Source organism: Xaviernesmea oryzae (genome assembly GCF_900109605.1).
Taxonomy (GTDB): Bacteria; Pseudomonadota; Alphaproteobacteria; order Rhizobiales; family Rhizobiaceae; genus Xaviernesmea; species Xaviernesmea oryzae.
In genome coordinates, this window is record NZ_FOAM01000015.1 from 57186 (window position 1) to 81878 (window position 24693).

At 63.9% G+C, this 24693-nt stretch carries 22 protein-coding genes and 1 pseudogene; 15 read left to right on the forward strand and 8 right to left on the reverse strand.

Annotated elements, in window-relative coordinates:
* The first annotated feature begins 10 nt into the window (after positions 1 to 10).
* From iolE to otsA, 9 genes and pseudogenes are all read left to right on the forward strand, one after another.
* A complete protein-coding gene (gene iolE / locus BMX61_RS17870; protein WP_075625746.1) occupies positions 11 to 910 on the forward strand; it encodes a myo-inosose-2 dehydratase in 900 nt (299 codons plus the stop codon).
* Positions 911 to 1111: 201 nt separating this feature from the next.
* Complete coding sequence (gene iolB, locus BMX61_RS17875) at positions 1112 to 1924, forward strand: 5-deoxy-glucuronate isomerase (protein WP_075625747.1); 813 nt, start codon at positions 1112 to 1114, stop codon at positions 1922 to 1924.
* A 105-nt stretch (positions 1925 to 2029) separates the two neighbouring features.
* Positions 2030 to 3385 (forward strand): metallophosphoesterase, encoded by a 1356-nt coding sequence (locus BMX61_RS17880; protein ID WP_083639215.1) that lies wholly within the window; start codon positions 2030 to 2032, stop codon positions 3383 to 3385.
* Between the two features lie 112 nt (positions 3386 to 3497).
* Positions 3498 to 3900: pseudogene (locus tag BMX61_RS17885) on the forward strand (GFA family protein).
* Positions 3901 to 3908: 8 nt separating this feature from the next.
* Complete coding sequence (locus BMX61_RS17890; RefSeq protein ID WP_075625749.1) at positions 3909 to 4712, forward strand: AraC family transcriptional regulator; 804 nt, start codon at positions 3909 to 3911, stop codon at positions 4710 to 4712.
* A 109-nt stretch (positions 4713 to 4821) separates the two neighbouring features.
* Positions 4822 to 5433, forward strand: a complete 612-nt coding sequence (locus tag BMX61_RS17895) for a LysE family translocator (RefSeq protein WP_075625750.1) — start codon at positions 4822 to 4824, stop codon at positions 5431 to 5433.
* A gap of 291 nt (positions 5434 to 5724) precedes the next feature.
* Positions 5725 to 6405, forward strand: a complete 681-nt coding sequence (locus tag BMX61_RS17900; protein ID WP_092742894.1) for an HAD family hydrolase — start codon at positions 5725 to 5727, stop codon at positions 6403 to 6405.
* Positions 6406 to 6493: 88 nt separating this feature from the next.
* On the forward strand, positions 6494 to 7297 hold the full coding sequence (otsB, locus tag BMX61_RS17905) for a trehalose-phosphatase (protein WP_407703794.1): 804 nt from the start codon (positions 6494 to 6496) through the stop codon (positions 7295 to 7297).
* 168 nt (positions 7298 to 7465) lie between these two features.
* Positions 7466 to 8851, forward strand: coding sequence for an alpha,alpha-trehalose-phosphate synthase (UDP-forming) (gene otsA, locus BMX61_RS17910; RefSeq protein WP_075625752.1), 1386 nt, complete (start codon positions 7466 to 7468; stop codon positions 8849 to 8851).
* 22 nt (positions 8852 to 8873) lie between these two features.
* On the opposite strand, the gene BMX61_RS17915 is transcribed toward otsA, so the two are convergent.
* Complete coding sequence (locus BMX61_RS17915) at positions 8874 to 10457, reverse strand: peptide chain release factor 3 (RefSeq protein WP_075625753.1); 1584 nt, start codon at positions 10455 to 10457, stop codon at positions 8874 to 8876.
* 98 nt (positions 10458 to 10555) lie between these two features.
* Between BMX61_RS17915 and dut the strand changes: the two genes are divergently transcribed.
* The 4 genes from dut to BMX61_RS17935 all read left to right on the forward strand — a co-directional run bounded on the left by dut (position 10556) and on the right by BMX61_RS17935 (position 13317).
* Positions 10556 to 11014: a dUTP diphosphatase gene (dut, locus tag BMX61_RS17920; protein WP_075625754.1), complete on the forward strand. Its 459-nt coding sequence runs from the start codon at positions 10556 to 10558 to the stop codon at positions 11012 to 11014.
* A 78-nt stretch (positions 11015 to 11092) separates the two neighbouring features.
* Positions 11093 to 11704 (forward strand): LysE family translocator, encoded by a 612-nt coding sequence (locus BMX61_RS17925; RefSeq protein ID WP_075625755.1) that lies wholly within the window; start codon positions 11093 to 11095, stop codon positions 11702 to 11704.
* A gap of 154 nt (positions 11705 to 11858) precedes the next feature.
* Positions 11859 to 12848, forward strand: coding sequence for a cysteine synthase A (gene cysK, locus BMX61_RS17930; protein WP_075625756.1), 990 nt, complete (start codon positions 11859 to 11861; stop codon positions 12846 to 12848).
* 76 nt (positions 12849 to 12924) lie between these two features.
* Complete coding sequence (locus BMX61_RS17935) at positions 12925 to 13317, forward strand: VOC family protein (protein ID WP_075625757.1); 393 nt, start codon at positions 12925 to 12927, stop codon at positions 13315 to 13317.
* Positions 13318 to 13392: 75 nt separating this feature from the next.
* On the opposite strand, the gene BMX61_RS17940 is transcribed toward BMX61_RS17935, so the two are convergent.
* The 6 genes from BMX61_RS17940 to BMX61_RS17970 all read right to left on the reverse strand — a co-directional run bounded on the left by BMX61_RS17940 (position 13393) and on the right by BMX61_RS17970 (position 20386).
* Positions 13393 to 14925 (reverse strand): YifB family Mg chelatase-like AAA ATPase, encoded by a 1533-nt coding sequence (locus tag BMX61_RS17940; protein WP_075625758.1) that lies wholly within the window; start codon positions 14923 to 14925, stop codon positions 13393 to 13395.
* 426 nt (positions 14926 to 15351) lie between these two features.
* A complete protein-coding gene (gene gshB / locus BMX61_RS17945) occupies positions 15352 to 16299 on the reverse strand; it encodes a glutathione synthase (RefSeq protein ID WP_075625759.1) in 948 nt (315 codons plus the stop codon).
* Between the two features lie 339 nt (positions 16300 to 16638).
* A complete protein-coding gene (locus BMX61_RS17950) occupies positions 16639 to 16872 on the reverse strand; it encodes a hypothetical protein (RefSeq protein ID WP_075625760.1) in 234 nt (77 codons plus the stop codon).
* A 127-nt stretch (positions 16873 to 16999) separates the two neighbouring features.
* Positions 17000 to 17944: a lysylphosphatidylglycerol synthase domain-containing protein gene (locus BMX61_RS17955; RefSeq protein WP_075625761.1), complete on the reverse strand. Its 945-nt coding sequence runs from the start codon at positions 17942 to 17944 to the stop codon at positions 17000 to 17002.
* Between the two features lie 432 nt (positions 17945 to 18376).
* Positions 18377 to 19771: a M20/M25/M40 family metallo-hydrolase gene (locus BMX61_RS17965; protein ID WP_075625763.1), complete on the reverse strand. Its 1395-nt coding sequence runs from the start codon at positions 19769 to 19771 to the stop codon at positions 18377 to 18379.
* A 183-nt stretch (positions 19772 to 19954) separates the two neighbouring features.
* On the reverse strand, positions 19955 to 20386 hold the full coding sequence (locus BMX61_RS17970) for a MarR family winged helix-turn-helix transcriptional regulator (RefSeq protein WP_075625764.1): 432 nt from the start codon (positions 20384 to 20386) through the stop codon (positions 19955 to 19957).
* Positions 20387 to 20451: 65 nt separating this feature from the next.
* Between BMX61_RS17970 and BMX61_RS24785 the strand changes: the two genes are divergently transcribed.
* Positions 20452 to 20604: a hypothetical protein gene (locus BMX61_RS24785; protein ID WP_170854973.1), complete on the forward strand. Its 153-nt coding sequence runs from the start codon at positions 20452 to 20454 to the stop codon at positions 20602 to 20604.
* Between the two features lie 397 nt (positions 20605 to 21001).
* Here BMX61_RS24785 and BMX61_RS17975 read toward each other — a convergent pair whose 3' ends face one another.
* Complete coding sequence (locus BMX61_RS17975) at positions 21002 to 21376, reverse strand: hypothetical protein (protein WP_075625765.1); 375 nt, start codon at positions 21374 to 21376, stop codon at positions 21002 to 21004.
* 164 nt (positions 21377 to 21540) lie between these two features.
* On the opposite strand from BMX61_RS17975, the gene polA reads away from it, so the two are divergent.
* Complete coding sequence (gene polA / locus BMX61_RS17980) at positions 21541 to 24561, forward strand: DNA polymerase I (RefSeq protein ID WP_075625766.1); 3021 nt, start codon at positions 21541 to 21543, stop codon at positions 24559 to 24561.
* The last annotated feature ends 132 nt before the right edge of the window (positions 24562 to 24693 follow it).

Below are 24693 nucleotides of genomic sequence, written 5' to 3' on the forward strand. Positions count from 1 at the left end.
GAGACGACCCATGATCCGCTACGGAACCAACCCGATCGCCTGGAGCAATGACGACGACCAGACGATCGGCGCTCATCTGACCCTTGAGGATTGCCTGTCCGATTGCCAGAAGATCGGCTTCGACGGCATCGAGAAGGGCCATAAGATGCCGACCGACCCTGAGGCGCTGAAGGCCAAGCTCGCCGAATATGATCTCGTCTTCGTCTCCGGCTGGCACTCCACCAATCTTCTGACCCATGATGTCGAGGCCGAGAAGACGTCGATCCAGCCGCATCTCGACCTGCTCAAGGCCAATGGCTGCAAGGTCTGCATCGTCTGCGAGACCTCCAATGCCATTCACGGCAATGATTCCAAGTCGCTCGCCGACAAGCCGGTTCTCCCCGACGACCAGTGGGAGAAATTCGGCGCCGATCTCGAAGCCATCGCCGCCTATTGCGCCGAGCAGGGCATCGATCTCGTCTATCACCATCATATGGGCACGATCGTGCAGACGGGCGAAGAGATCGACCGGCTGATGGCGGTGACCGGCCCGGCGACCAAGCTCTTGCTCGACACCGGCCATGCCTGGTTCGGCGGCTCGGAACCGGCGGAACTCGCCCGCAAATACATGGACCGCGTGCGCCATATCCATGCCAAGAACGTGCGCACCGCCATGCGCCGCGAAGTCGAGGAGCAGGGCCTGTCCTTCCTCGAAGGCGTGCGCCGTGGCGTCTTCACCGTGCCGGGCGATGAAGAAGGCGGCGTCGATTTCCTGCCCGTGCTGAAGATTGCCGCAGAGCATGGCTATCAGGGTTGGCTGGTGATCGAGGCCGAGCAGGATTCGGCGGTACGCAACCCGTTCGAATACCAGTCGCTCGGCCTGAAATCGCTGAAGGCCTTCGCCCGCGAGGCAGGGCTGGACAGGGGCTAAACGTGCTTTTCCGGTAGGCAGGCATGTACCTCGTCCGCCTGTCCGCATCGTCCCCCATGGGGGAGAAGAGACTACGCTGCGACTGCCTGCCATGACGCTTCGGCTTGTGGCAGAAGCCTCCTCTCCCCAGCGGGGAGAGGGCAGGGTGAGGGGGCGTGTCTCGAGCCATGACGACCGACCGCAGACAAACAGGAGCCTGTTATGCCGAACCTCCTCGTCAAGCCAAAGGCCGAAAGCGGCCTCGTCCAAGAGATCACGCCGGAAAGCGCCGGGTGGACCTATGTCGGCTTTGCTCTTCATAAGCTGAAACCAGGCGAAACGGTCTCGGGCGACACGGCGGACCGCGAGGTCTGCCTTGTTCTGGTTGCCGGCAAGGCAGAGGTTTCGGTCGAGCATCAGGGCAAGACGGAGGCTTTCGGCGAGATCGGCGAACGGATGACGCCGTTCGAGGGCGCGCCTTTCGCCGTCTATGCGCCCAAGGTCAGCCACTGGACCGTGACAGCCACCACGGATCTTGAGCTCGCCGTCTGCTCCGCGCCGGGCGGCGAAGGCTTCGCGCCTCGCCTGATCGCACCAGGCCAGCACCCGCAGATGACGCGCGGCAAGGCGACCAATACGCGCTACGTCACCAACATCATGCCGGAGAACGATGGTGCCGCCCAGTCGCTGCTGGTGGTGGAAGTGATCACGCCTGGTGGCCATACCTCCTCCTATCCGCCGCACAAGCACGATGCCGACAATCTGCCTAAGGAAAGCTTCCTGGAGGAGACCTATTACCACCGGCTGAATCCGGCTCAGGGCTTTGCCATGCAGCGCGTCTATACCGATGATCGTTCGCTCGACGAGACCATGGCGGTGGAAGATGGCGACGTGACGCTGGTGCCGAAGGGCTATCATCCCGTTGCCGCCATTCACGGCTATGATCTCTATTATCTCAATGTGATGGCCGGCCCCTCGCGCATCTGGAAGTTCAACAACGCCAAGGAACACGCCTGGCTGTTCACCGGCGTCTGATCATGCGAGGCTGAGGCCTAGCTGTCGCCTCGCGTCACATCGTTTTAGCAAAGCCTTGATAGGCGGGGCCGGTCAAACAGCAATGATTGCCCGAGGATGCCTGCTATGTTCCTTCACCGCCGCGCCTTTCTGGGCCTGATGTCGTCCGTTGCGCTTCTGCCGATCCTTGCGCGCGCATCGAACGCCGCCGGCTCCGGCGTCGATTTGATCATCCTCTCGGATCTGCATTCCGCCTATGAGCGCATGGCCGAACTGCTGCAGGCCGTGCAGACGCATGTCGCGGCGGCTAGCCGCCCGCAGGTCATCCTCTTCAACGGCGACCTCTTCGAAATCGGCAATGTGGTGGCCGCACGCTCCGGCGGCGAGGCGGATTGGGCGTTTCTCGGCGCACTCGCAAAACTCGCGCCCACGGTCTTCAACATCGGCAATCATGAGCCGGATCTCGACAATGACCTCGCGCATTTCGTCGAGAAGGCCCGGTCGCTCGGGGTGACCGTGCTCAGCAACATCACGGACAAGCGGACGGGTCAGCTCTATACCGACGCGTCCGCGACGCTGTCAGTCGGCGGCCTGCGGCTGCGCATCGCCGCGCTCGGCACCAATGCCATGGGCACCTATCCCAAGCCGACGCGCGAGCTCATCGATGCGCCGCAGCCGGTGGACTGGGCGCGGCAAAACCTGCCGAAGCTCCTGCAGGCGGGCGATGTCAATATCGTGCTCAGCCATGCAGGTGTGGTGCCTGACCGCGACATCCTGCCGATTGTGCCCGACGGCACGCTGATGGTCGGCGGTCACGACCATCTGACCCTGGTGCAGGAGAGCGGCAAGACACGCTATGTCCATACCGGCTCCTGGGCCTCACTCTATACGGTAGCGACGATCTCCGCGCCCGGAGAGGCCGCCCGGCTGGAACAGCGGCCTGTCGACCGCGATGGCCCGGCCGTACCAGACCTGAAGAGCGTGATCACGACGCTTCTCGCCCGGCATCTGACGCCGGAGGACCGCAGCATCATTGCCCAGTGCGAACACGCGCGCACGCTGGGCGAGACCGCCCGCTTCACCGCCGCCGCCATCGCCGCCAAGGCCGGCGCGGATCTGGGCTTCATCGGCCATACATCCTTTGGCACGGGCCTGCCCAAGGGCGAGATCAGCCGCTATGACTATAATGCCAACCTGCGCTTCGATGGCAAGATCATGAAGGCAGAGGTAGACGCGGCCACGCTGGCGGCCATTCTCGCACGTTGCAACCAGGACGGCGACATTCCTCTGGCCACCCGCACCGGCGATTTCCTCTATAGCGCGCCGACACCGGTGGCGGAAAAGCAGAGCTACGTCATTGCCTGCAACGACTGGTCGGCCATCAACCGCAAGAGCTATTTCGGCCGGGAAGACCTCGCTTTTTCCGAGGTGGCGGATCTCAAGCTGAAGGCGTTGGTGGCCGAGGCATTGAACAAGGCCTGAGCCGGACGGGAAGCATGGCGCCTTCGGGGCTCTGGCGCAGCAGGCCGGCAAGGCTGGTTCACCCGGCCGATCTGGTCTAGCCTTCCCCGTCTTCGACACGAGGGAGGGCTTCATGCATATCGACGGTGGATGCCATTGCGGTGCGATTGCCTATGAGGCGGAGGTCGATCCTGATGGCGTCGGGATCTGCCATTGCATCGATTGCCAAAGCCTGACCGGCTCCGCTTTCCGAGTGACGGTGACGGCCAGGGCAGATGATTTCCGCATCACCGGGGGAGCCCAGGCTCTACCGCAAGCACGGCGACAATGGCCGGCCGCGCATCCAGGCGTTCTGCGCGGAGTGCGGGTCGCCGATCTATACGACCGGTGTCGATGAAGAGGCCGATGTCATCGGCATTCGCTGGGGCGGGATTGCCCAACGCAAAAGCCTGAACCCGAACCACCAGATCTGGTGCGCCTATGCGGTGGGATGGCTCGACCGGATCGCCGGGCTGCCGGCCCGTGCGCGCGATTGAGGTCCGGCATGGGGCGGCTTCGCCATCAGGAATTTCGCCGGCAAAGTCTCTGCCTTCAGGGCGTCGAAGCGGTTGAGGCGGAGAGCGCGCATGTATTCGGCCGGCATATGCATGAACATTATGGCATCGGGCTGATTCTTGCCGGTGCGCAGCGATCCGCCAGTGGGCGCGGGCCGGTGGAGGCGGTGGCCGGCGATGTCATCACAGTCAATCCCGGCGAGGTGCATGATGGCGCGCCGATCGGCAGCGGACGGCATTGGTGCATGCTCTATTTCGATCCGGCTTTGCTTGACACTGCCGCGCGTGAGATTGCCGGCCGAAGCGGCTGCGATTATCGTTTCGAGGCACCGGTGCTGAGCTGCGTGGAGACGGCAGCCCGTTTCGCCGCACTCTATCGCCACTTTGTTGCTCCCGATTGCGAGGCGATGGCAGCAGAGGAGCAGCTTTTGCTCCTGCTGGGGCAACTGGGCAACTGGGCCCTGCGGACGCCGTCGCGCCATGGAGCAAGGCTGTCTCAGGCGCGAATGGCGATCGACGATTCGCCGGAGATCGCCCATAGCCTTGCGGCGCTGGCTGCGTCCAGCGGGCTCAGCCGTTTTCAGTTTCTGCGCGCTTTCAGCGCCGAGACCGGCTTGACGCCGCATGCCTATCTCATCCAGCGACGGCTCCAAAAGGCGCGCCGGCTTCTGATGGCTGGCCAGTCTGCGGCAGAAGCCGCACTGGCCTCGGGCTTTGCCGACCAGGCGCATATGACGCGCAGCTTCAGCCGTGCCTACGGCTTGACGCCTGGCCGTTTCGCGGCGTCACGATAAAGCAGGCCGCCCGCGCCCCTGCAATTTCCTTCAAGACCTGACGGCGCCTGCAGCGCTTGTCTTCTCAGGCGCTTGTCTGCGCAGCATTGTGCTTGAGGAGAACCCATCCATGACTTTACAATTTTTTCTGACCGCGCTCGTGATTGTGCTTCTGCCAGGACCGGGCGTCGTCTATACGCTGGCGCTCGGGCTTCAGGGCGGTCTGCGTGCTGGGCTGACTGCTGCCTTCGGTTGCATGCTCGGCATCCTGCCGCATATGGCTGCCGGCAGCCTTGGTCTGGCAGCCTTGCTGGCGGCAAGCGCGCTCCTGTTTCATGCCGTGCAGATCGCCGGGGTGATTTATCTCTTGGTCATGGCCTGGCGGACATGGCATGACAAAGAGGCGCTGAGCGTGCAGTCGGCGGAAACCGGCCTTGGCCCGGTGCGCATTGTCCTCACGGCCATTGGCCTCAATCTCTTCAATCCCAAACTCTCGTTGTTCTTTCTTGCCTTCCTGCCGCAATTCGTCGACTCGGCGGAAGCAAGGCCCCTGTTGCATCTGCTTTTGCTCGGCGGCGCCTTCATGGGCCTGACCTTTATTGTCTTCGCCGCCTATGGCACCTTCGCGGCCACGGCGCGCGATCTTCTCACACGCCGACCGGGCTTTCTCATCTGGCTGAGGCGTAGCTTTGCGGTTGCCTTCGCGCTGATGGGCGTGCGTCTCGCATTCGCGACACGGTGAAGCCGGGCTCGCGGTTTTCGGCATCGAACCGATTTCGAATTCATCCAATATGCAGTAGAGGAGGACGGCACGACTGTGCCTGACCGACGGCGCCGTCCGTACTGCCGCAGGAAGCGTAAGGTTGGAAACGATCGAAGGTCATCGTGCAGCAGATTGACTATGTCGCAGCATTATCGCGCGTTTAAAGGCGCATGATGCTGTAAGCGGCGCATTGCCTTTCGCGAATCAAGGCAATGCGCCGTCGCCCGCCTCTTTCGACCCCGCCCAACAAGCCCCAGGAGTCTGATCCCCGTGACCGATGCCCCCTCGCGCCCGCTCGCCGCGCGCAGCTATCGCGCCTTTCTGTTCGACATGGATGGTACGCTGATCAATTCCATTGCCGCCGCCGAGCGTGTCTGGAGCCGCTTTGCCGAGCGCAATGGGCTGGATGTCCAGGCGTTCCTGCCGACCATGCACGGCAAGCGCGGCATCGACACGATCTCCGAGCTGAACCTGCCTGGCGTCGATCCCGCCGCTGAGGCTGCACGGATCACGCAGGAAGAGATCGAGGATACGCAAGGTGTGGTGCCGATCCCCGGCGCCATCGATTTTCTCAAGGGCCTGCCTGCCGACCGCTGGGCAATCGTCACCTCCTCGCCGCGCGCGCTGGCCTTTGCCCGTCTCAAGGCTGCCGGTGTCACGCCGCCCCTCACGCTGGTGACGGCCGAGGATGTCACCCAAGGCAAGCCGGCCCCGGATTGCTACAGGCTCGGGGCAGAACGGCTGGGTGTCGCTCCCGCCGACTGCCTCGTCTTCGAAGATGTTCCGGCCGGGGTTCTGGCGGGCGAGCGTGCCGGCAGCGATGTCGTCGTCATCACCGCAACGCATGACCATCCTTTCGAGACCAGCCATCCGGCCATTCCAGGCTATGTCGGCCTCTCGGTCGAGGTCGGCGCGGACGGCTTGCGCATCGTCGGTCAGCCGGCCGACTGACGCATTGGCCCTGAGAGCGCCGCGCAGGATGTGCTAGGCGTGTCATCAAGGGGTTTTCTTCGGGCGGCTGCGGCCTAGATAAGGGCGCATGCTGCCCGATGACGACATTCCCTTCCGCGATACGACCGGGTCCGACATGGTCAAGGACCCGCCGCTTTTCGCCGACCTGATCGCCCGGCCTGAGGCCTGGGCGCTGTTTCTCGATATTGACGGCACGCTGCTCGACCTGGCTGAGACGCCGGAGGCGATCGTCGTGCCGCCGGATCTGCCCGATCTTCTTGCCAAGGCCTCTCGCCGGCTTGGCGGGGCACTGGCGCTTGTCACCGGCCGCTCGCTCGATTTTGCCAGCGCGCTCTTTCCCGGCCTCACTCTGCCCATAGCCGGCCTGCATGGCGCCGAGCTGCGCTTGGCGGATGGCCGCCTGCAGCGCGCCGAAACCACGCCGGCGCTGGAGGCACTGAAGGGTCGGCTGAAGACCGAGGCGTCCGGGCTGCGAGGCGTGCTGATCGAGGACAAGGGCGCCGCCGTGGCCGCCCACTATCGCCAGGCGCCGGAACATCATCAGGCCGTGGAAAGGCTGATGGACGAGGCCGCCCGCACAATCGGCGGTGACTGGACGCTTCAGCGCGGCAAGATGGTGGTGGAGCTGCGTCCTGCCAGCGCCAGCAAGGGCCATGCCGTCTCCACCTTCCTGAAAACGCCGCCTTTTTCCGGGCGCAAGCCGCTGGCGATCGGCGACGACATCACCGACGAGGCAATGTTTCGTGTGGCCAAGTCGCTTGGCGGCAGGGCCATTCGTGTGGGTCAGCCGGTTGCCGACACCACGGCGGATAGCTGCATCGCCTCCGTTACGCTTCTGCGCAACGCCCTGCGCACGCTGGCCGATGCGTGATTGGCGGTTCGGCCAGGCTGGCTTGAGACCATCGGACGGTTTTGGTTCTCAAGCCCCGACGATCATCGCCTGATCCTGCCGCCCCCGGCAGGGTCTTGAGAACAGACTGGAGTGCCCTTTGCCCGGGTTTGCTTGCGCAAGGCGCTCCCGAAGAAAGGATCATCCCGTATGAGCCGTCTCGTCATCGTTTCCAATCGTGTTTCCATTCCCGAGCGCTCGGGTGCGGCCCCTGCCGGCGGGCTTGCCGTGGCGCTCCAGGCCGCGCTGGAAGAGCGCGGTGGCATCTGGATGGGCTGGTCTGGCAATTCGAGCGGCGAGGAGGAGCCGGGCCCGCTGGACCTGAAAGAGCGCGGCAAGATCACCTATGCGCTGACCGACCTGACCAAGACCGATGTCGAGGAATATTATCACGGCTTTGCCAACCGCGTGCTCTGGCCGATCTGCCATTATCGGCTCGATCTCGCGGAATATGGCCGCAAGGAAATGGCCGGCTATTTCCGCGTCAACCGCTTCTTCGCCCAGCGCCTGGCGCCGATGCTGGAAGAGGACGACATCATTTGGGTGCATGATTATCACCTCATCCCGCTGGCCGCCGAACTGCGCCAGATGGGGTTCAGGAACCGTATCGGCTTCTTCCTGCACATCCCCTGGCCGCCGGCCGACGTGCTCTTCGCCATGCCGGTGCATGAGGAGATCATGCGCGGCCTCTCCCATTATGATGTGATCGGCTTCCAGACCGATCATGACCTGGAGAATTTCGCCGGCGGGCTGAAGCGCGAAGGCATCGGCGAGGCCCTGGGCGATGGCGTCTTTTCTTCCCATGGCCGCCGCTTCAAGGGCGCGGCCTATGGCATCGGCATCGAGACTGCGGCCTTCGCCAAATTCGCGCAGAAATCGGCCAGCCATTCCATGGTGAAGAAGGCACGTGAGAGCATCGAGGGGCGCGACCTGATCATCGGCGTCGATCGGCTGGATTATTCCAAGGGCATCACCCAGCGCATCGATGCCTTCGAGCGCTTCGTCCAAGACAATCCCGAGCAGCAGGGCAAGGTCACCTATCTGCAGATCACCCCGAAATCGCGCTCGGAAGTGCCGGAATATGAGGCGATGCAGCGCACGGTGGCCGAGCAGGCCGGCCGCGTCAATGGCGCGCTCGGCCAGGTCGACTGGGTGCCGATCCGCTATATCAATCGCTCGATCTCACGCCCGATTCTTGCCGGCCTCTATCGCATGGCCAAGATCGGCCTGGTCACGCCCTTGCGCGATGGCATGAACTTGGTGGCCAAGGAATATGTGGCCGCGCAGGATCCGGAGGATCCCGGCGTGCTGGTGCTCTCACGCTTTGCTGGCGCCGCGCGCGAGCTTTCCGGCGCGCTGCTCGTCAATCCCTACGACATCGAAGGCACGGCCAATGCGATCGCCCGCGGCCTTGCCATGCCCAGGGAAGAACGCCGTGCCCGTTGGCGCGGCATGATGGACTTCCTACTGGAGCACGATGTGACGCGCTGGTGCGACGATTTCCTCAAGGATCTGGTGCCGGCTTCTCAAGCCTGAAAGGCGTACGGCAAGCGCGATATCACGCCGCCTTGGCGACGTGATATTCCTTGATGGCGGCCATTTTGATCGCCGGATAGCGTTCGGACTCATAGCGCAGCGAGAAGCTGTCCTGCGCCAGGAAGACCGGGTCGCCGTCGAGATCGCGGGCGATGTCGCCGCGGCGGGCGGTGACGAATTTGTCGAGATCCTCAGGCTTGTCGGCCGAAATCCAGCGGCAGACGGAGAAGCGCGAGATTTCGAAGGAGACCGGCAGGCCATATTCGGCCGAGAGCCGCTCCTTCAAGACGTCGAGCTGCAGCGCACCGACCACGCCGACGATCGCCGGCGAGCCGTCTTCGGGCGAGAAGAGCTGGACCACGCCTTCCTCGGCCATCTGCTGCAGCGCTTCCTTCAGCTTCTTCGCCTTCATCGCATCCTCCAACCGCACGCGGCGCAGGATCTCGGGCGAGAAGTTCGGCACGCCCTGGAACACCAGCGCTTCGCCTTCGGTCAGCGTGTCGCCGATCCTGAGCGTTCCATGGTTGGGAATGCCGACCACGTCGCCAGCAAAAGCCGTATCGGCCAGTTGCCGTTGCGAGGCGAAGAAGAATTGCGGCGCGGTGAGGCCCAGCTGCTTGCCGGTGCGGGCAAGACGGGCCTTCATGCCGCGTTCCAGCTTGCCGGAGCAAATGCGGGCAAAGGCAATGCGGTCGCGGTGGTTGGGGTCCATATTGGCCTGGATCTTGAAGACAAAGGCCGTCATCTTCTCCTCGGCCGCATGCACGGTGCGCACATCGGCCACCTGGTCGCGCGGCGGCGGGGCGAAATCGCCGAGCGCATTGATCAGGTCGCGCACGCCGAAATTCCTGAGTGCCGAGCCGAAGAACACCGGCGTCATATGCCCTTCGAGGAAGCTCTGGCGGTCGAAGGGTCGGCAGGCCTCGCGCGCCAGCTCCACCTCGTTGACGAAGTCGTCGCGCTCGTTTTCCGGCAGGCGGCTGGCCACTGCCTGGGGGCCATTGACCTTGGTGCCGACGATCTCGGTGTCCGAGCCGCGCACCGTGTTGTCAGCCAGATTGTAGGAGCCGCAAAAGGTCTTTGAGCGGCCGATCGGCCAAGTGACCGGGGCCGTGTCCAGCGCCAGCTTCTCTTCCACCTCGTCGAGGATCTCGAAGGGATCGCGGCTTTCGCGGTCCATCTTGTTGATGAAGGTGATGATCGGAATGTCGCGCATGCGGCAGACCTCGAACAGCTTCAGCGTGCGCGGCTCGATGCCCTTGGCGGCGTCGATCACCATGACGGCCGCATCCACCGCCGTCAGCGTGCGATAGGTGTCGTCGGCAAAGTCCTCGTGGCCGGGCGTGTCGAGAATGTTGAAGACATTGCCGTCATATTCGAAGGTCATCACCGAGGTGACGACGGAGATGCCGCGCTCGCGCTCGATCTTCATCCAGTCGGAACGGGTCTGGATCCGGTCCTTCTTCGCTTTCACCTCGCCGGCGAGCTGGATGGCACCACCGAAGAGCAGCAGCTTTTCGGTGAGCGTGGTCTTCCCGGCGTCCGGGTGCGCGATGATCGCGAAGGTGCGGCGGCGGGAAACCGCCTCGGCAAGCGTTTCAGCCATGATGTGAAAATCCTTTGAGTTGGCGCGTATCTAGCGATTTGGCGGCCGATATGCAATTGACGAGGCTGATTGAGACGCGTGAGAAGGATGGTGACGGCATGGGCGAGGTGCAGACGATCGGGCTTGTGCGGCTGCCGCATGCGGCTGGGCTTCCCCTTCCGGCCTATGAGACGGCGGGTGCCGCCGGTTTCGACCTGCGCGCGGCGGTGGAAGCGGATGCGCCTCTTGTGCTTGAGCCCATGGCCCGCGCTTTGGTGCCGACCGGCTTTGTCTTCGAGATCCCCTTAGGCTTCGAGGGCCAGGTGCGACCGCGCTCGGGCCTGGCCGCGCGCCATGGCATCACCTGCCTCAATACGCCCGGCACGGTCGACAGCGATTATCGCGGCGAGGTCAAGGTGATCCTGATCAATCTCGGAGCGGAGCCCTTCACCATCGAGCGCGGCATGCGCATCGCCCAGATGGTGATCGCACCGTCGCCGCAGGCGCAGCTGGAAGAGCGGGCGCAGGCCGGCGAGACCGCGCGCGGCAAGGGCGGCTTCGGCTCGACCGGGGTCTGAGGCGCAAGCCGCGCTTGAAGCCAATGCCATCGAGGTCTAATGAAAGGCCCCTGATGAAGGGCAAGGGGGGATGATCCGATGAGCCTGACCAGTCTGATTGCCTATGCCGGCGCGCTGTTCATCGCCGCCGTTATTCCCGGCCCCGGCATCACCGCCATCGTGGCGCGCGCGCTCGGTTCCGGCTTCCGCCCAACCTTCTTCATGGGTCTCGGCCTGATCCTCGGCGATCTCACCTATCTGACGGCCGTCGTGCTCGGCCTTGCTTATGTCGCGCAGGACTTCGCCACGCCCTTCCTGATCATCAAATTCCTCGGCGTGCTCTATCTGCTCTATATCGCCTGGAAGCTCTGGACCGTCGGTCTGATCAGCCAGACGATCGAAGCCGAGCGCGTGCCGCATGTGGGCCTGTCCTTCCTCTCCGGCCTGCTGGTGACGCTCGGCAATCCCAAGACCATGCTGTTCTATGTCGCGCTGGCGCCGACCCTGATTTCGCTGCGCGACGTGACCTTGAGCGATTATCTGACCCTGGTCGCGATCACCGCCGCCGTTCTGCTCGTGGTCCTCTTGCCTTATATCCTGCTCGCCTCGCGCGCCCGGCTGCTTCTGAAAAAGCCGCGCGCCCTGCAGCGGCTGAACCGCTCCGCCGCCGGGATCCTTGCCGGAACGGCCGCTTACATCGCGGCGCGGTGAGCAGCGGCCGTCTGAACCGAGAAATGCGCTTGCGCGCAAACTCCTGCAATCGATCGATTTTTCTCCTGACGGCCAACGCATGGGCAGCTGTCGACTGGCCTGGATCGGAGCCAGGGCGTAGGGTTACGATCAGATACATCACAGGAAGACGATCATGTCCGACATCACCCGCCAGCAGGCCCAGGACCGTAAACCCGGTCGCGGGCGCATCTACAATTCGATCACCGAGACGATCGGCGACACGCCCTTGGTGCGGCTCGACAAGCTGGCGAAGGCGCATGATGTCGGGGCGACGCTGCTCGCCAAGCTCGAATTCTTCAATCCGATCGCTTCGGTCAAGGACCGGATTGGCGTTGCCATGATCGAGGCCTTGGAAGCGGATGGGCGCATCGCGCCGGATCGCACCACGCTGATCGAGCCGACCTCGGGCAATACCGGCATTGCGCTTGCCTTCGTCGCCGCCGCCAAGGGCTATCGCCTGATCCTCACCATGCCCGAGACCATGTCGGTCGAGCGGCGCAAGATGCTGGCGCTGCTTGGCGCCGAGCTGGTGCTGACCGAAGGGCCCAAGGGCATGAAGGGGGCGATTGCCAAGGCCGAGGAGCTGGTGGCGAGCATTCCCGATGCGATCATCCCGCAGCAGTTCGAAAACCCCGCCAATCCCGAGATCCACCGGCGCACCACGGCCGAGGAGATCTGGAACGACACGGAGGGCGCGGTCGATATTCTGGTCTCGGGCATCGGCACCGGCGGCACGATCACCGGCAGCGGTCAGGTGTTGAAAGCCCGCAAGCCGTCTATCCGCGTCGTCGCCGTCGAGCCTGCCGAATCGCCTGTCCTATCGGGCGGCACGCCCGGCCCGCACAAGATCCAGGGCATCGGCGCTGGCTTTGCGCCGGCCATTCTCGATACCGGCATCTATGACGAGGTCCTCACCATCGCGAGCCAGGATGCCATCGAGACGGCCCGCCACGTGGCGCGGCTCGAAGGCGTGCCTGTCGGCATCTCCTCCGGCGCGGCGTTGTCCGCCGCCATCAAGGTGGGTCAGCGGCCGGAGAATGCCGGCAAGACCATCGTCGTGATCATTCCCTCCTTCGCCGAGCGTTATCTGTCGACGGCGCTGTTCGATGGACTGGGCGGCTAAGCCATCCTTTTTCGAGCCTCGTGCTTTGATCCATCTGGGCCGGCTTATCGAGATAGCCTGAGCAAGGAAGCTGACGATGCTGCATCATGTCTCGCTTGGCGTTCGCGACGTGTCTCGCGCGAGCGCCTTCTACGATGCTGTGCTGGTGCCGCTGGGCTATGTGCGGGTCTGGTCGGATCTGCGTCCGGGTGAGGAAGGGCAGGCTGTCGGTTATGGTTTGGCCGGTGGGGGTGACCGGCTCGCACTGAAGCAGAGCGACGATGCGCATCCGCCAGGTGCCGGCTTTCATCTGGCCTTCGCCGCGCCGGACCGCAAGGCTGTCGACGCCTTTCATGCATCGGCGCTGGCTGCCGGCGGTCAGGACAATGGCGCGCCGGGACTGCGCCCGCATTATGGTCCCAGCTATTATGCTGCTTTCGTGATCGACCCTGATGGTTACAGGCTCGAAGCGGTCTGCAAAACGCGATGACGCGTCTCGGACGCTGATGTCACGCGTGGCAAACCGCTCCGGTTGCGCAGCCTTTCCCTTGAAGCAGGCCCATCATCAGGCCGCCGCCGTCATCCGCTCGCCCGGCAGACGGTAGGAAATCGCTTCGGCCAGATGCAGGCGGCCGACGGTGGCGCGGCCATCGAGATCGGCAAGCGTGCGCGCGAGCTTCAGGATCCGGTGATAGCCGCGTGCGGAGAATTTCATCCTCTCTGCGGCATCGCGCAGGAGCGCCAGCCCCGGCGCATCGGGCTCGGCGATGGTCTCGACCAGGGTGGTGGAAAGCCGGGCATTGCTGAGCGCAGGGGAAAAGCCGAAATGGGCGGCGCGCTCGGCCTGTCGCGCGCGGGCTGCCGCCACGCGGGCGGCGACCGTGGCGCTTGATTCGGCCGCGGCGGGGCGGATCAGATCGGCGGCGGAGACCGCCGGCACATCGATGCGCATATCGATCCGGTCAAGGAAAGGGCCGGAAAGCCGGGCCTGATAATCGGCCGCGCAGCGGGGCCCGCGTGCGCATTGATGCCCCGGCTCGCCGGCCATGCCGCAGCGGCAAGGGTTCATAGCGGCGATCAGCTGGATGGCGGCGGGATAGGTGACGCGGTGATTGGCGCGCGCGATCACGCATTCGGCCGTTTCCAGCGGCTGTCGCAGGGCATCGAGCACGGTCGGCGAGAATTCCGGCAGTTCATCGAGAAAGAGAATGCCGTGATGGGCAAGCGACGCCTCGCCCGGCTTGGCGCGCAGGCCCCCGCCGACAAGCGCAGCCATGGTGGCGGAATGATGAGGCGCGCGGAAGGGGCGGCGGTCGGTCAGCTTGCCTTCGGCCAATTGCCCGGCCACCGAATGGATCATCGACACATCCAAAAGCTCGGCAGGGGTGAGCGGCGGCAGGATCGAGGGCAGGCGGGCGGCCAGCATCGACTTGCCGGAGCCGGGCGGCCCGACCATGAGCAGATTGTGCCCGCCAGCCGCCGCGACCTCCAGCGCCCGCTTGGCACTTTCCTGCCCTCTGATCTCGGCAAGATCCGGCAGGGGGCCCGCCGACTTACGCACAGCCGGGGCAGGGCGTGCCATCGTCTGCGTACCGCGAAAATGGTTGGCGAGGGCGATCAGGCTGCGCGGCGCCAGAATGTCGATGCCTTCTCCCGCCCAGGCCGCTTCAGGGCCGGACCCCGCCGGGCAAATCAGGCCCTTGTCCATGGCATTGGCCGCAATCGCAGCCGGCAGCGCGCCGGATACATCGGCAATCGTGCCATCGAGATTGAGCTCGCCGATCACGATATAGGGCTCCAGCGCATCGCCCGGAATGGCACCCAGCGCCGCCATCAGGCCGAGCGCAATCGCCAGGTCGAAATGGCTGCCTTCCTTCGGCAGGTCGGCGGGGGCAAGGTTGACCGTGATCTTCTTGGCCGGCAGGGCGAGGCCTGAAGCATGCAGCGCGGATTGCACGCGCTCCCGACTTTCGGCCACCGCCTTATCCGGAAGGCCAACGATCTGCATGCCGACGCGCCCAGGCGCCACCATCACCTGCACATCGACAGGCAGGCCCTCGATGCCCTGAAAGGCCAATGTCCGCACGCGTGCTACCATGATCCGCTCCGTCAGGATCTCGACCCTGCTTCTCATCCCAAGCCACGTCGAACACGCCGCATGAAGCCATGGCCGTGATCGGATCACCGGGGATATAACAGAAGTCTTTCATAAAGACGGTCTTGAAACAAGAACGGAAATCGAACAGACGCAGCCTTGGGTCTTCTCCTTGGTTGTGACGGGTTGTGGTGGGGAGAACAGAAGCGGTTCAAGGATTTCGCATCACGCCGGGCAGGCTATGATGGCACGTCATCCGGCATGCGCGAGTTTGACATGTGCCCGCAAGCATCGTCTCGGTGTTGTCGACCTGATGGGGCCGATGCGCCAGAGCATCGGACTGAAAATCATACGCAGTCCGACGCTCTAGTTTTTTTGTTTTCGCATCAGATTTTCCGAAAACCGATTCCCACTTTTCGGTCCGATGCTCTAGACCCGGCGGCGCTCGATCGCGTCCCAGAGCAGGCTGGCGATATCGGCGCCACCGAATTTCTTGACCTCGCGAATGCCGGTGGGCGAGGTCACGTTGATCTCGGTCATATAGTCGCCGATGACATCGATGCCGACGAGCAGGAAGCCACGCTCGCGCAGCGACGGGCCGATGCGGGCGCAGATCTCGCGCTCGCGGGCGGTCAGTTCGGTCGCCTCCGCCCGGCCGCCGACATGCATGTTGGAGCGGCTGTCATGCTCTGCCGGCACGCGGTTGATCGCGCCCACAGCCTCGCCATCCACCAGCAGGATGCGCTTGTCGCCCTTGCGCACATCAGGCAGATATTGCTGGGCAATGAAAGGCTCGCGGAACATCTGCGAGAACATTTCAAGCAGCGAGGTCATGTTGCGGTCGTCGCGGGTGGAATGGAAGACGCCGGCGCCGCCATTGCCATAGAGCGGCTTGAGGATGATGTCGCCCATCTCCTGGCGGAAGCGGGCGATTTCGGCCGGATTACGGGTGATCAGCGTCGTCGGCATGAGGTCGGCAAATTCGGTGACGAAGATCTTTTCCGGCGAATTGCGCACCCAGGCCGGATCGTTAACCACCAGCGTCTTCGGATGGATGCGCTCCAGCAGGTGGGTGGAGGTGATGTAAGCCATGTCGAAGGGCGGATCCTGGCGCAGCAGCACCACATCCATGGTCGACAGATCCAGCCGCTCGGCCTCGCCGAGGGTGAAGTGATCGCCCTTGACATCGCGCAGCACCATCGGCTGGACGGTCGCATAAACTTTGCCATCGCGCAGCGACAGCTTGTCCGGCGTGTAATGGAATAGCTGGTAGCCGCGTGCCTGCGCCTCCAGGCTCATGGCGAAGGTCGAGTCGCCCGCGATGTTGATCGTCGAGACATGATCCATCTGCACTGCGACGCGGGTGATTTTCGCCATCGAGAAAGCCTTTCGCCTGTCCGTCAAAAGAAGCCCGCGAGATGTAAAAGCCGGGACGGGTGAAGGCAAGGCCGCAATTCGGCGCAGCCGATCTAGGCGTGGAGCGATGAAGGGTCTCTACCATGAAAAAGAGCGCATCCGGACCAGCGACGGACCGGATGCGCCCTTGCTCCGCCCCGAAACTTTCCCTGACGGTTTGGCCGCCGAGGAAGGTTCTGGGGTGGTATCGGTTATGACCGAAGCGTACTGCGATCCTGTCGAATTCGCTCTTTCGCTTCAGCATTCGCCGTTATGCCGTCGTGCTCGCAGCGCCGCTATGCAGGTCTGCGCAACAGGCCTTTAGTGCGAATTCTTGTGGCTCTGCTTGCCGGCGTTGACGTGCTGCTCATGCGAGCCGCCCTGCTTGCCGGAAGACGACTTGGCGGCAGCCGATTTGCCAGACTCGGACTTGGAAGAAGCGGACTTGGACGAGGACATGTCGTCCATGGCCGCGGCCTGCTTGCTGCCCGAATTCTTGTGGCTCTGCTTGCCGGCATTGACGTGCTGTTCGTGGCTTCCACCCTGATTTGCCATTGTCGTTCTCCTTGTGTGACGCAGCCGTTGATCGGCCCTGGCAGGAAAAAGAATGGCCGGCGAGGCTCTTCGTTCCACCTCTTCCGTCAGAAAATTTTAACACTGGAACGAACGCTTCGTGCTTCGGTCAGAGGCCTTGGCGGCGGCGCGCGAGAAATTGCTGGCGTTCGAAAATGACGACGACGACGAGCGCGAGCAGGAAGGGAATGATGAGATAGAAAAGCCGGAAGATCGCCAGTGCGGCCAGAACATCGGCTGGGTTCAGCTCCGGCAGCGCGCTGATGAACAGAAGCTCGAGAACGCCGATCCCGCCGGGCGCATGCGAGAGCAAGGCTGCTGAAAACGAGGCGAGGAAGACGCCGAGAATCACCAGATAGCCTGGATTGTTGTCCACCGGCAGGGCGAAATAGATGATCGCCGCTGCGCCGATCAGCTCTACTGGGGCGATGAGCAGCTGGCGCAGCGCAAGCGAGGGCTTTGGGTATTGTAGCTTCAGCCAGCGCGTCTGGATCGGCCGAAAGCCGATCAAGCTGCCGGCGAGATAGAGCGCGATGCCGCCCAGGATCAGGAAGGCGGTGGTGATCGACAGGCCCTCGGGCAGGAAGCTGGCGAAGCGCAGCGTGATCTCCGGCTCGATCAGAAGCACAATGGCCGAGAGCATCAGCGTGCCGAGCGCGAAGGTCATCGAGCAGAAGGCGACGAGAATGCCTGTCTCGCCCGCGCTCAAGCCCTTGGAGCCATAAGCGCGATAACGCACCACCGCGCCGGAGAAGACCGACGCGCCGATGGTGTGCGACAGCGCATAGGCCGTAAAGGAGCAGATGGTGATGAAGGAAAGCGCGATGCGCCGACCCAGATGCTCCAGCGCCAGATGATCGTAGGCTGCGAGCGCCGCATAGGCCACCAGCGTTGAAGCGCCGGCCAGGATCCAGCTGCGCAGCGTCACCGCCTCGATGCTGGCCATGAACTCCGCCGCCGAGAGATCGCGCAGCTCATGGACCAGTCCGTAAAGCGAAAAGCCGATCGCCAGGAGGCCGATGGCAGGCCAGAAGAAGGACTGGAGCGTTTTCATGCGGGCTTGCGCGCATCAGAGGCTGGCAGCAACGCGCCGGCGCTGGCCCAGCTTTCCCGGTCCGTCTGGCAGGGGCGTGACACCCTCCACCTCCGCTTGAGGCTGACCGGAGGAGGCGTCAGCGGCCTGCCGCTGACACAGGCAGCATGGGGGGCGGGCTTGAGGCGGACAGCGGCGGTCCGCAGGGAATCTCTGCGCGGGATCAAGCTCATGGCGCGATGATGGCCCTGTGCAAGACATCGGGTCAAGGCCGCGCGCATCAAAACAGCCGTGAAGACGCTGTCACGATGCGAAAGACGGTGAGCGGGCGGGCTCGATGCGCCCGCTTCAGTGGCCAGAGGAAACAGCCGACCGGCATGGCGCGACGGTCGGCGATATCTCGCGTTCAACGAGAGCGCTTGCGGGTTGGCCGGCAAACGCAGGGATCAAACGTCAGGACTGCTGGCCGATCGCGTCGAGAATGCGGATCCAGGAGCGGATGCCCTTGTGGAACGAGGTCAGCGCATACTTCTCGTTGGGCGAGTGGATGCGATCGTCCGACAGGCCGAAACCGACGAGCAGCGAGTCCATGCCGAGCATGCGCTGGAAGTCGCCGACGATCGGGATCGACCCGCCCATGCCGATGATCACGGCTGGCTTCGGCCATTCGTCCGAAAGCGCCGCCTTGGCGGATTGCAGAAGTGCCGAATCATAGGGCAGCTGGATCGCCGGCGAGGCGCCGTGTTCATGGAAATGCGCCTTGCAATCGGCCGGCAGGCTGGCCTCCACATAGGCACGGAAGGCCTTGCGGATCGCCTGCGGATCCTGGCTTCCGACCAGGCGGAAGGAAACCTTGGCACTGGCCTTGGCCGCGATGACGGTCTTGAAGCCATCACCCGTATAGCCGCCAGTGATTCCATTGATTTCGGCCGTGGGGCGGGCCCAGACCAGCTCCAGAACCGAGCGGCCCTTTTCGCCCGAGGGAACGGAAAGGCCGACCTCGCCCAGAAATTTCTCCGAGGTTTCGCCAAGCGTTTCCCAGGAGGCCTTGATCTGGCTCGGCGTTTCTTCGACGCCGTCATAGAAACCGGGCAGGGTAACGCGGCCGGTTTCGTCATGCAGGCCGGCCAGAATCGTCGACAGCACGCGGATGGGGTTGGCAGCCGCGCCGCCGAACATGCCGGAATGAAGATCCCGGTCTGCCGCTTCGATCATCACTTCCTCGCCCACCAAGCCGCGCAACGCGGCTGCGATCGCCGGCGTCTCGGGGTTCCACATGCTGGTGTCACAGACCAGTGCATAGTCTGCTTTGAGGTCTCCCGCATGGGCTTCGAGATAGGGCTTGAGCGAGGGCGAGCCGGATTCCTCTTCGCCTTCGAAGAGGATCGTGACGCGGCAGGGCAGCTGGCCATGGGCCGCCTTCAAGGCGCGGCAGGCCTCCACGAAGGTCATCAGCTGGCCCTTGTCGTCAGAGGTACCACGGCCGGTGATCACCGTCTTGCCCGGTGCGATTTCCTTCAGCGCCGGTTCGAAAGGCGGCGCCTCCCACAGTTCCAGCGGATCGACCGGCTGGACATCGTAATGGCCATAAAACAGCACATGCGGGGTGGACGCGCCGGCCGAATGATCCTTGGCCAGCACCATTGGGTGGCCGGGCGTGTCATCGAGCCGCGCATCAAAGCCAAGGGAGGTCAGCTCTGCCACCAGCCAATCTCCGGCGCGGCGGCAGTCGGCCTTGTAGGCGGGATCGGTGGAAATGGAGGGGATGCGCAAAAGCTCGAAAAGCCGGTCCAGGCTATTTGCCAGTCCGTCATCGGCCAGTTTCAGGGCGGGGGTCAGGTCTGCCATGCGTGTCTCCTTCAGCGGCCACCGCAGGGGCCGCTGGCATGCGGCCGGCAGGGCGGCAAATGGCGCCGGCCGCCTGTCCCAAGCCTCTGGCGTTGTCGGAAGGCAGCCATGCCCTTGGAGTACACATCTCGGCCCGGCGAGGAAACCGCTTTCCCGCCATGCCCGTCTATTTCTACGGGTCTACTATTTCTGCGGGGCGCGTTCGATGGCTTGGCGCATGTATTCGATCATCAGCTCGCGCTCGAAGCGGCGCAGGCCGGCGAGTTCGGCGGCGTCGGCCTCCTCGGCCGCCTGCTTGGCCTGGTCCTCCATCGCCCGTGCGCGTTCGGTCAGATAGATCAGCTGGGCGCGGCGGTCGCTGGGATGAGGCCGGCGCTCCACCAGCCCGTCGCGCTCCATGCGCGAGAGCGTGTTGGCCAGCGTCGCCTGCTCGACATCGAGACGATCGACGAGCTGCTTCTGCGTCAGCCCTTCCTCGCTCCAAAGTTCCAGCAGCACCGGAAACTGTCCGGGCGCGAAGCCGAGAGCCCGGGCGCGCTCCTGCAGCGCGCGGGCAAGATTGCGCGCCAGGAGACCGGCCAGATAGGTTGCGGAATGTGAGCGCTTGAAGGTCATGGCATCAGCGGCATGGGGCAGTGCCCTCGGGCTTTCGGCGGAGGCGAAACGCTGGACATCCAGCCATGGCTTTGCCCTCCATCCGCATGGCGTTTGATGTCGAGAAGGTTCAAGCCCAAGGCCGCAAAGGCCAGCCAGATCCCGATCGACGGCAGGCGATCATTCGAGCGCCGCACGTCATCGCCGCCCTGAAAAACAGGCTATCGATTATGTGTTAAATGCTCGTGGATCAAAAGCCTGGAATTTTCGCGATCTGGAAAATACTCGCGCCGCCGGATGAGGCGATATCCGGACAAACGGAAACCGCCATGGCAGAGGCGGCGCCATGGCGGTTTTAGGATGAGGCGGCCGGGGCCCGGAGAGGGGATAGGCCTAAAGGGCGCCTCGGACCCGGATCGCGGCGGGGGACGGAGCCGCTGATCAGGATCGGGACGGCGTTTCGGCTGCCGTCCACGAGGAGGATTTGCGCGTGGAATTGTGGCAATTCAAGGATTTGGCGGCCGGAACTCGATTACAAATTCGTAAGCTTTCCGTGATGTGCGCAGGCCGCCCTGCCGGCTTGCACCGGCCGCTTGGCCGGGCTGGAAAAGACAAGGCCCGAGCCTCCCAAGGCCGCTAGGGCTTGTCGTCTCGCTTGATATGGCCAAGCACCAGATTGACACTGGCCAGAACCAGCGTGAACAGCGCGAAAAGCTCAAACAGCTTGCTGGCGTCCGTGCGCTCGAAAGGCCCGATGAACAGCACGAAGGCTGCCAGCAGCCCGGCCGTGAGCAGCTGAAGCTCGATCGTGGCGATCAAGCCGCGTTTGCCGTCATTGGCCTCTGGAAAAAGGCTTCGCAAGCCGTGGCTCGCCAAGAGGAAGACGGGCGTAAACAGCATCTTGTGAAAGACCAGGCTTGGCGGATCGCCCAGCCAAATCGAGACGAGGCCGACGAGGCAGGCGAGGCCGGCAGCGACAAGATACCTGCCGAGAATGTCGATTTTGGTCATGCGGGCCGTTTACACCAAGCGTCTGGAGATGCGGACAGGCTTGCAAATCCCAGGCGCGGCATGGCGCCTCGGGCTGGCATGGGCCTCCGTTCAGCGCAATTATAAGGGGGCGGAGAGAGCCTCGCAATGGACCTTTGGCCGCCATCGCGCTATCCCTTGCGCCTATGAAAAAAGGCGATCACCTCTTCCTCGTCGACGGTTCGGGCTTCATCTTCCGCGCCTTCCACGCCATCCCGCCCTTGACCCGGAAATCCGATGGCCTGCCGGTCAATGCGGTCTCCGGCTTCTGCAACATGCTGTGGAAGCTTTTGACCGATGCCCGCGATACCTCCGTTGGCGTGACGCCGACGCATTTCGCGGTGATCTTCGACTATTCCTCCAAGACCTTCCGCAATGCGCTTTATGACCAGTACAAGGCCAATCGCACCGCGCCGCCCGAAGAGCTGGTGCCGCAATTCGGGCTGATCCGCCATGCGACCCGCGCCTTCAACCTGCCCTGCATCGAGATGGAAGGCTTCGAGGCGGACGACCTGATCGCCACCTATGCCAGGCTGGCCGAAGAGGCCGGCGGCGATGTCACCATCGTTTCCTCCGACAAGGACCTGATGCAGCTCGTGACATCTTGCGTGTCGATGTATGACAGCATGAAGGACAAGCAGATCGGCATTGCCGAAGTCATCGAGAAATGGGGCGTGCCGCCGGAAAAGATGGTGGATCTCCAGGCGCTGACGGGCGATTCGACCGACAATGTGCCGGGCATTCCTGGCATCGGGCCGAAAACGGCGGCGCAGCTGCTCGCCGATTACGGCGATCTCGACACGCTGCTGTCGCGCGCCGGCGAGATCAAGCAGGCCAAGCGCCGCGAGAACATCGTCGGCAATGCGGAGCTTGCCCGCCTTTCGCGCGAGCTGGTGCGGCTGAAGAACGACGTGCCGGTGCCGATGGCACTGGAGGAGCTGCATCTCGAGCCGCAGGACGGGCCGAAGCTGATCGCCTTCCTCAAGGCGATGGAATTCACCACGCTGACGCGCCGCGTCGCCGCCGCCACGGACACCGATGCCGAGGCCGTTGAGGCCGCGAGCGTGCCGGTGGAATGGGGCGCGGCCGCTCATGGGCCCGACCTCGACAAGGGCGAGCTCTCCGGGCAAGGCGGGGCAGGCGGCACGCCGGCCAACGCAGCTTCGGGCGAAAGCGCCGAGGATGCCGCCGCCGTCTTCGCGGCCAAGCCGCCTTCGCCTGTCGAAACGGCGCTGACGCCGGAGCGGCTGGCAGACGAGCGCGCCAATGCTTTCGGCGCCGCCAAGATCGACTGCGAGGCCTATCTGACACTGCGCGATCTGCCCGCGCTCGAAGCCTTCATCGCGGCTGCGCGCGACAGCGGCGTGGTCGCCTTCGACACCGAGACCAATTCGCTCGACGCCATGCGCGCCGATCTCGTCGGCTTCTCGCTGGCCTATGCCGATCTCGCCGCCGACCCTTCAGGCCTGGCGATCCGCGCCGCCTATGTGCCGCTCTTGCATAAGCAGGGTCTGGGCGATCTTCTGGGCGGCGGCATGGTCGAGGGCCAGATCCCGGTGGGTCAGGCGCTGGGAGCGCTGAAGACCCTGCTCGAAGACGAGACGGTGCTGAAGGTCGCTCAGAACCTGAAATACGACTATCTCGTCATGAAGCGCCATGGTGTGACCCTGCGCGGCTTCGATGACACTATGCTGATGTCCTATGTCACCGATGCCGGCGCCGGCAATCATGGCATGGATGTGCTGTCCGAGCGCTGGCTCAATCACCAGCCGATTGCCTATAAGGATGTCGCCGGCAGCGGCAAATCCATGGTCACCTTCGACCATGTGCCGATTGACCGTGCCACGGCCTACGCGGCCGAGGATGCCGACGTCACGCTCAGGCTCTGGTTCGTGCTGAAGGCACGCCTGGCGGCCAAGCGGCTGAACACGGTCTATGAGCGGCTGGAGCGGCCGCTGGTGCCGGTGCTGGCCGATATGGAGGCGCGCGGCATCTCGATCGACCGCCAGATCCTGTCGCGGCTGTCAGGCGAGCTGGCGCAGAAGGCCGCCGCTTTCGAGCACGAGATCTATGCGCTGGCCGGCGAAAGCTTCAATATCGGAAGCCCCAAGCAGCTCGGCGATATTCTCTTCGGCCGCATGGGGCTTCCCGGCGCCTCGAAGACGCGCACCGGCCAATGGTCGACCTCGGCCCAGGTGCTGGAAGATCTGGCGGCGGCCGGTCATGAGCTGCCGCGCAAGATCGTCGACTGGCGCCAGCTGACCAAGCTGAAATCAACCTATACGGATGCGCTGCCAAGCTTCGTGCATCCTGAGACCCATCGGGTACACACCTCCTTCGCGATGGCTGCCACCACCACGGGCCGGCTCTCCTCCTCCGAGCCGAACCTGCAGAACATTCCGATCCGCACGGCCGAAGGCCGCAAGATCCGCACGGCCTTCATCGCCACGCCGGGCCACAAGCTGATCTCGGCCGATTACAGCCAGATCGAGCTGCGCGTGCTCGCCCATGTCGCCGAGATCCCGCAGCTGCGCCAGGCCTTCGCCGACGGGATCGACATTCACGCGATGACCGCGTCGGAAATGTTCGGCGTGCCGGTGGACGGCATGCCGAGCGAGATCCGCCGCCGCGCCAAGGCGATCAATTTCGGCATCATCTACGGCATCTCCGCCTTCGGCCTCGCCAACCAGCTGTCGATCGAGCGAAGCGAAGCAGGCGATTACATCAAGCGCTATTTCGAGCGCTTCCCCGGCATTCGAGATTATATGGAGGCGACCAAGGCCTTTGCCCGCGAGAACGGCTATGTCGAAACCATCTTCGGCCGCCGGGCGCATTATCCCGAGATCCGCTCGTCCAATCCGTCGATGCGCGCCTTCAACGAGCGCGCGGCGATCAATGCGCCGATCCAGGGTTCGGCCGCCGACATCATCCGCCGGGCGATGGTGCGCATGGAGCCGGCCTTGGTCGAGGCGGGGCTGGAGGCGCGCGTGCGCATGCTGCTGCAGGTGCATGACGAGCTGATCTTCGAAGTCGAGGACGAGGATGTCACGCGCGCCATTCCGGTGATCACCTCGATCATGGAGGATGCGGCCTTGCCGGCCCTGAACCTCCGCGTTCCGCTCAAGGTGGAGGCCCGGGCCGCCCAGAACTGGGACGAGGCGCACTGAGCCGCCTCGTCCGATACGCTTCAAGAATAAGGCCCCATGACCATGCCGCCCAAGGCATGGCGTTAAAGGGGTCGGGTAACAACAGACGCAATGCATCGAGTGGCCCATGGCCGGCTCACGGAATGGCATGCG

Coding starts and splice junctions, on each gene's coding strand:
- iolE (WP_075625746.1), top strand. CDS start 11: ATGATCCGCTACGGAACCAACCCGATCGCCTGGAGCAATGACGACGAC.
- iolB (WP_075625747.1), top strand. CDS start 1,112: ATGCCGAACCTCCTCGTCAAGCCAAAGGCCGAAAGCGGCCTCGTCCAA.
- BMX61_RS17880 (WP_083639215.1), top strand. CDS start 2,030: ATGTTCCTTCACCGCCGCGCCTTTCTGGGCCTGATGTCGTCCGTTGCG.
- BMX61_RS17890 (WP_075625749.1), top strand. CDS start 3,909: ATGGGGCGGCTTCGCCATCAGGAATTTCGCCGGCAAAGTCTCTGCCTT.
- BMX61_RS17895 (WP_075625750.1), top strand. CDS start 4,822: ATGACTTTACAATTTTTTCTGACCGCGCTCGTGATTGTGCTTCTGCCA.
- otsB (WP_407703794.1), top strand. CDS start 6,494: ATGCTGCCCGATGACGACATTCCCTTCCGCGATACGACCGGGTCCGAC.
- otsA (WP_075625752.1), top strand. CDS start 7,466: ATGAGCCGTCTCGTCATCGTTTCCAATCGTGTTTCCATTCCCGAGCGC.
- BMX61_RS17915 (WP_075625753.1), bottom strand. CDS start 10,457: ATGGCTGAAACGCTTGCCGAGGCGGTTTCCCGCCGCCGCACCTTCGCG.
- dut (WP_075625754.1), top strand. CDS start 10,556: ATGGGCGAGGTGCAGACGATCGGGCTTGTGCGGCTGCCGCATGCGGCT.
- BMX61_RS17925 (WP_075625755.1), top strand. CDS start 11,093: ATGAGCCTGACCAGTCTGATTGCCTATGCCGGCGCGCTGTTCATCGCC.
- cysK (WP_075625756.1), top strand. CDS start 11,859: ATGTCCGACATCACCCGCCAGCAGGCCCAGGACCGTAAACCCGGTCGC.
- BMX61_RS17935 (WP_075625757.1), top strand. CDS start 12,925: ATGCTGCATCATGTCTCGCTTGGCGTTCGCGACGTGTCTCGCGCGAGC.
- BMX61_RS17940 (WP_075625758.1), bottom strand. CDS start 14,925: ATGGTAGCACGCGTGCGGACATTGGCCTTTCAGGGCATCGAGGGCCTG.
- gshB (WP_075625759.1), bottom strand. CDS start 16,299: ATGGCGAAAATCACCCGCGTCGCAGTGCAGATGGATCATGTCTCGACG.
- BMX61_RS17950 (WP_075625760.1), bottom strand. CDS start 16,872: ATGGCAAATCAGGGTGGAAGCCACGAACAGCACGTCAATGCCGGCAAG.
- BMX61_RS17955 (WP_075625761.1), bottom strand. CDS start 17,944: ATGAAAACGCTCCAGTCCTTCTTCTGGCCTGCCATCGGCCTCCTGGCG.
- BMX61_RS17965 (WP_075625763.1), bottom strand. CDS start 19,771: ATGGCAGACCTGACCCCCGCCCTGAAACTGGCCGATGACGGACTGGCA.
- BMX61_RS17970 (WP_075625764.1), bottom strand. CDS start 20,386: ATGACCTTCAAGCGCTCACATTCCGCAACCTATCTGGCCGGTCTCCTG.
- BMX61_RS24785 (WP_170854973.1), top strand. CDS start 20,452: ATGGCTTTGCCCTCCATCCGCATGGCGTTTGATGTCGAGAAGGTTCAA.
- BMX61_RS17975 (WP_075625765.1), bottom strand. CDS start 21,376: ATGACCAAAATCGACATTCTCGGCAGGTATCTTGTCGCTGCCGGCCTC.
- polA (WP_075625766.1), top strand. CDS start 21,541: ATGAAAAAAGGCGATCACCTCTTCCTCGTCGACGGTTCGGGCTTCATC.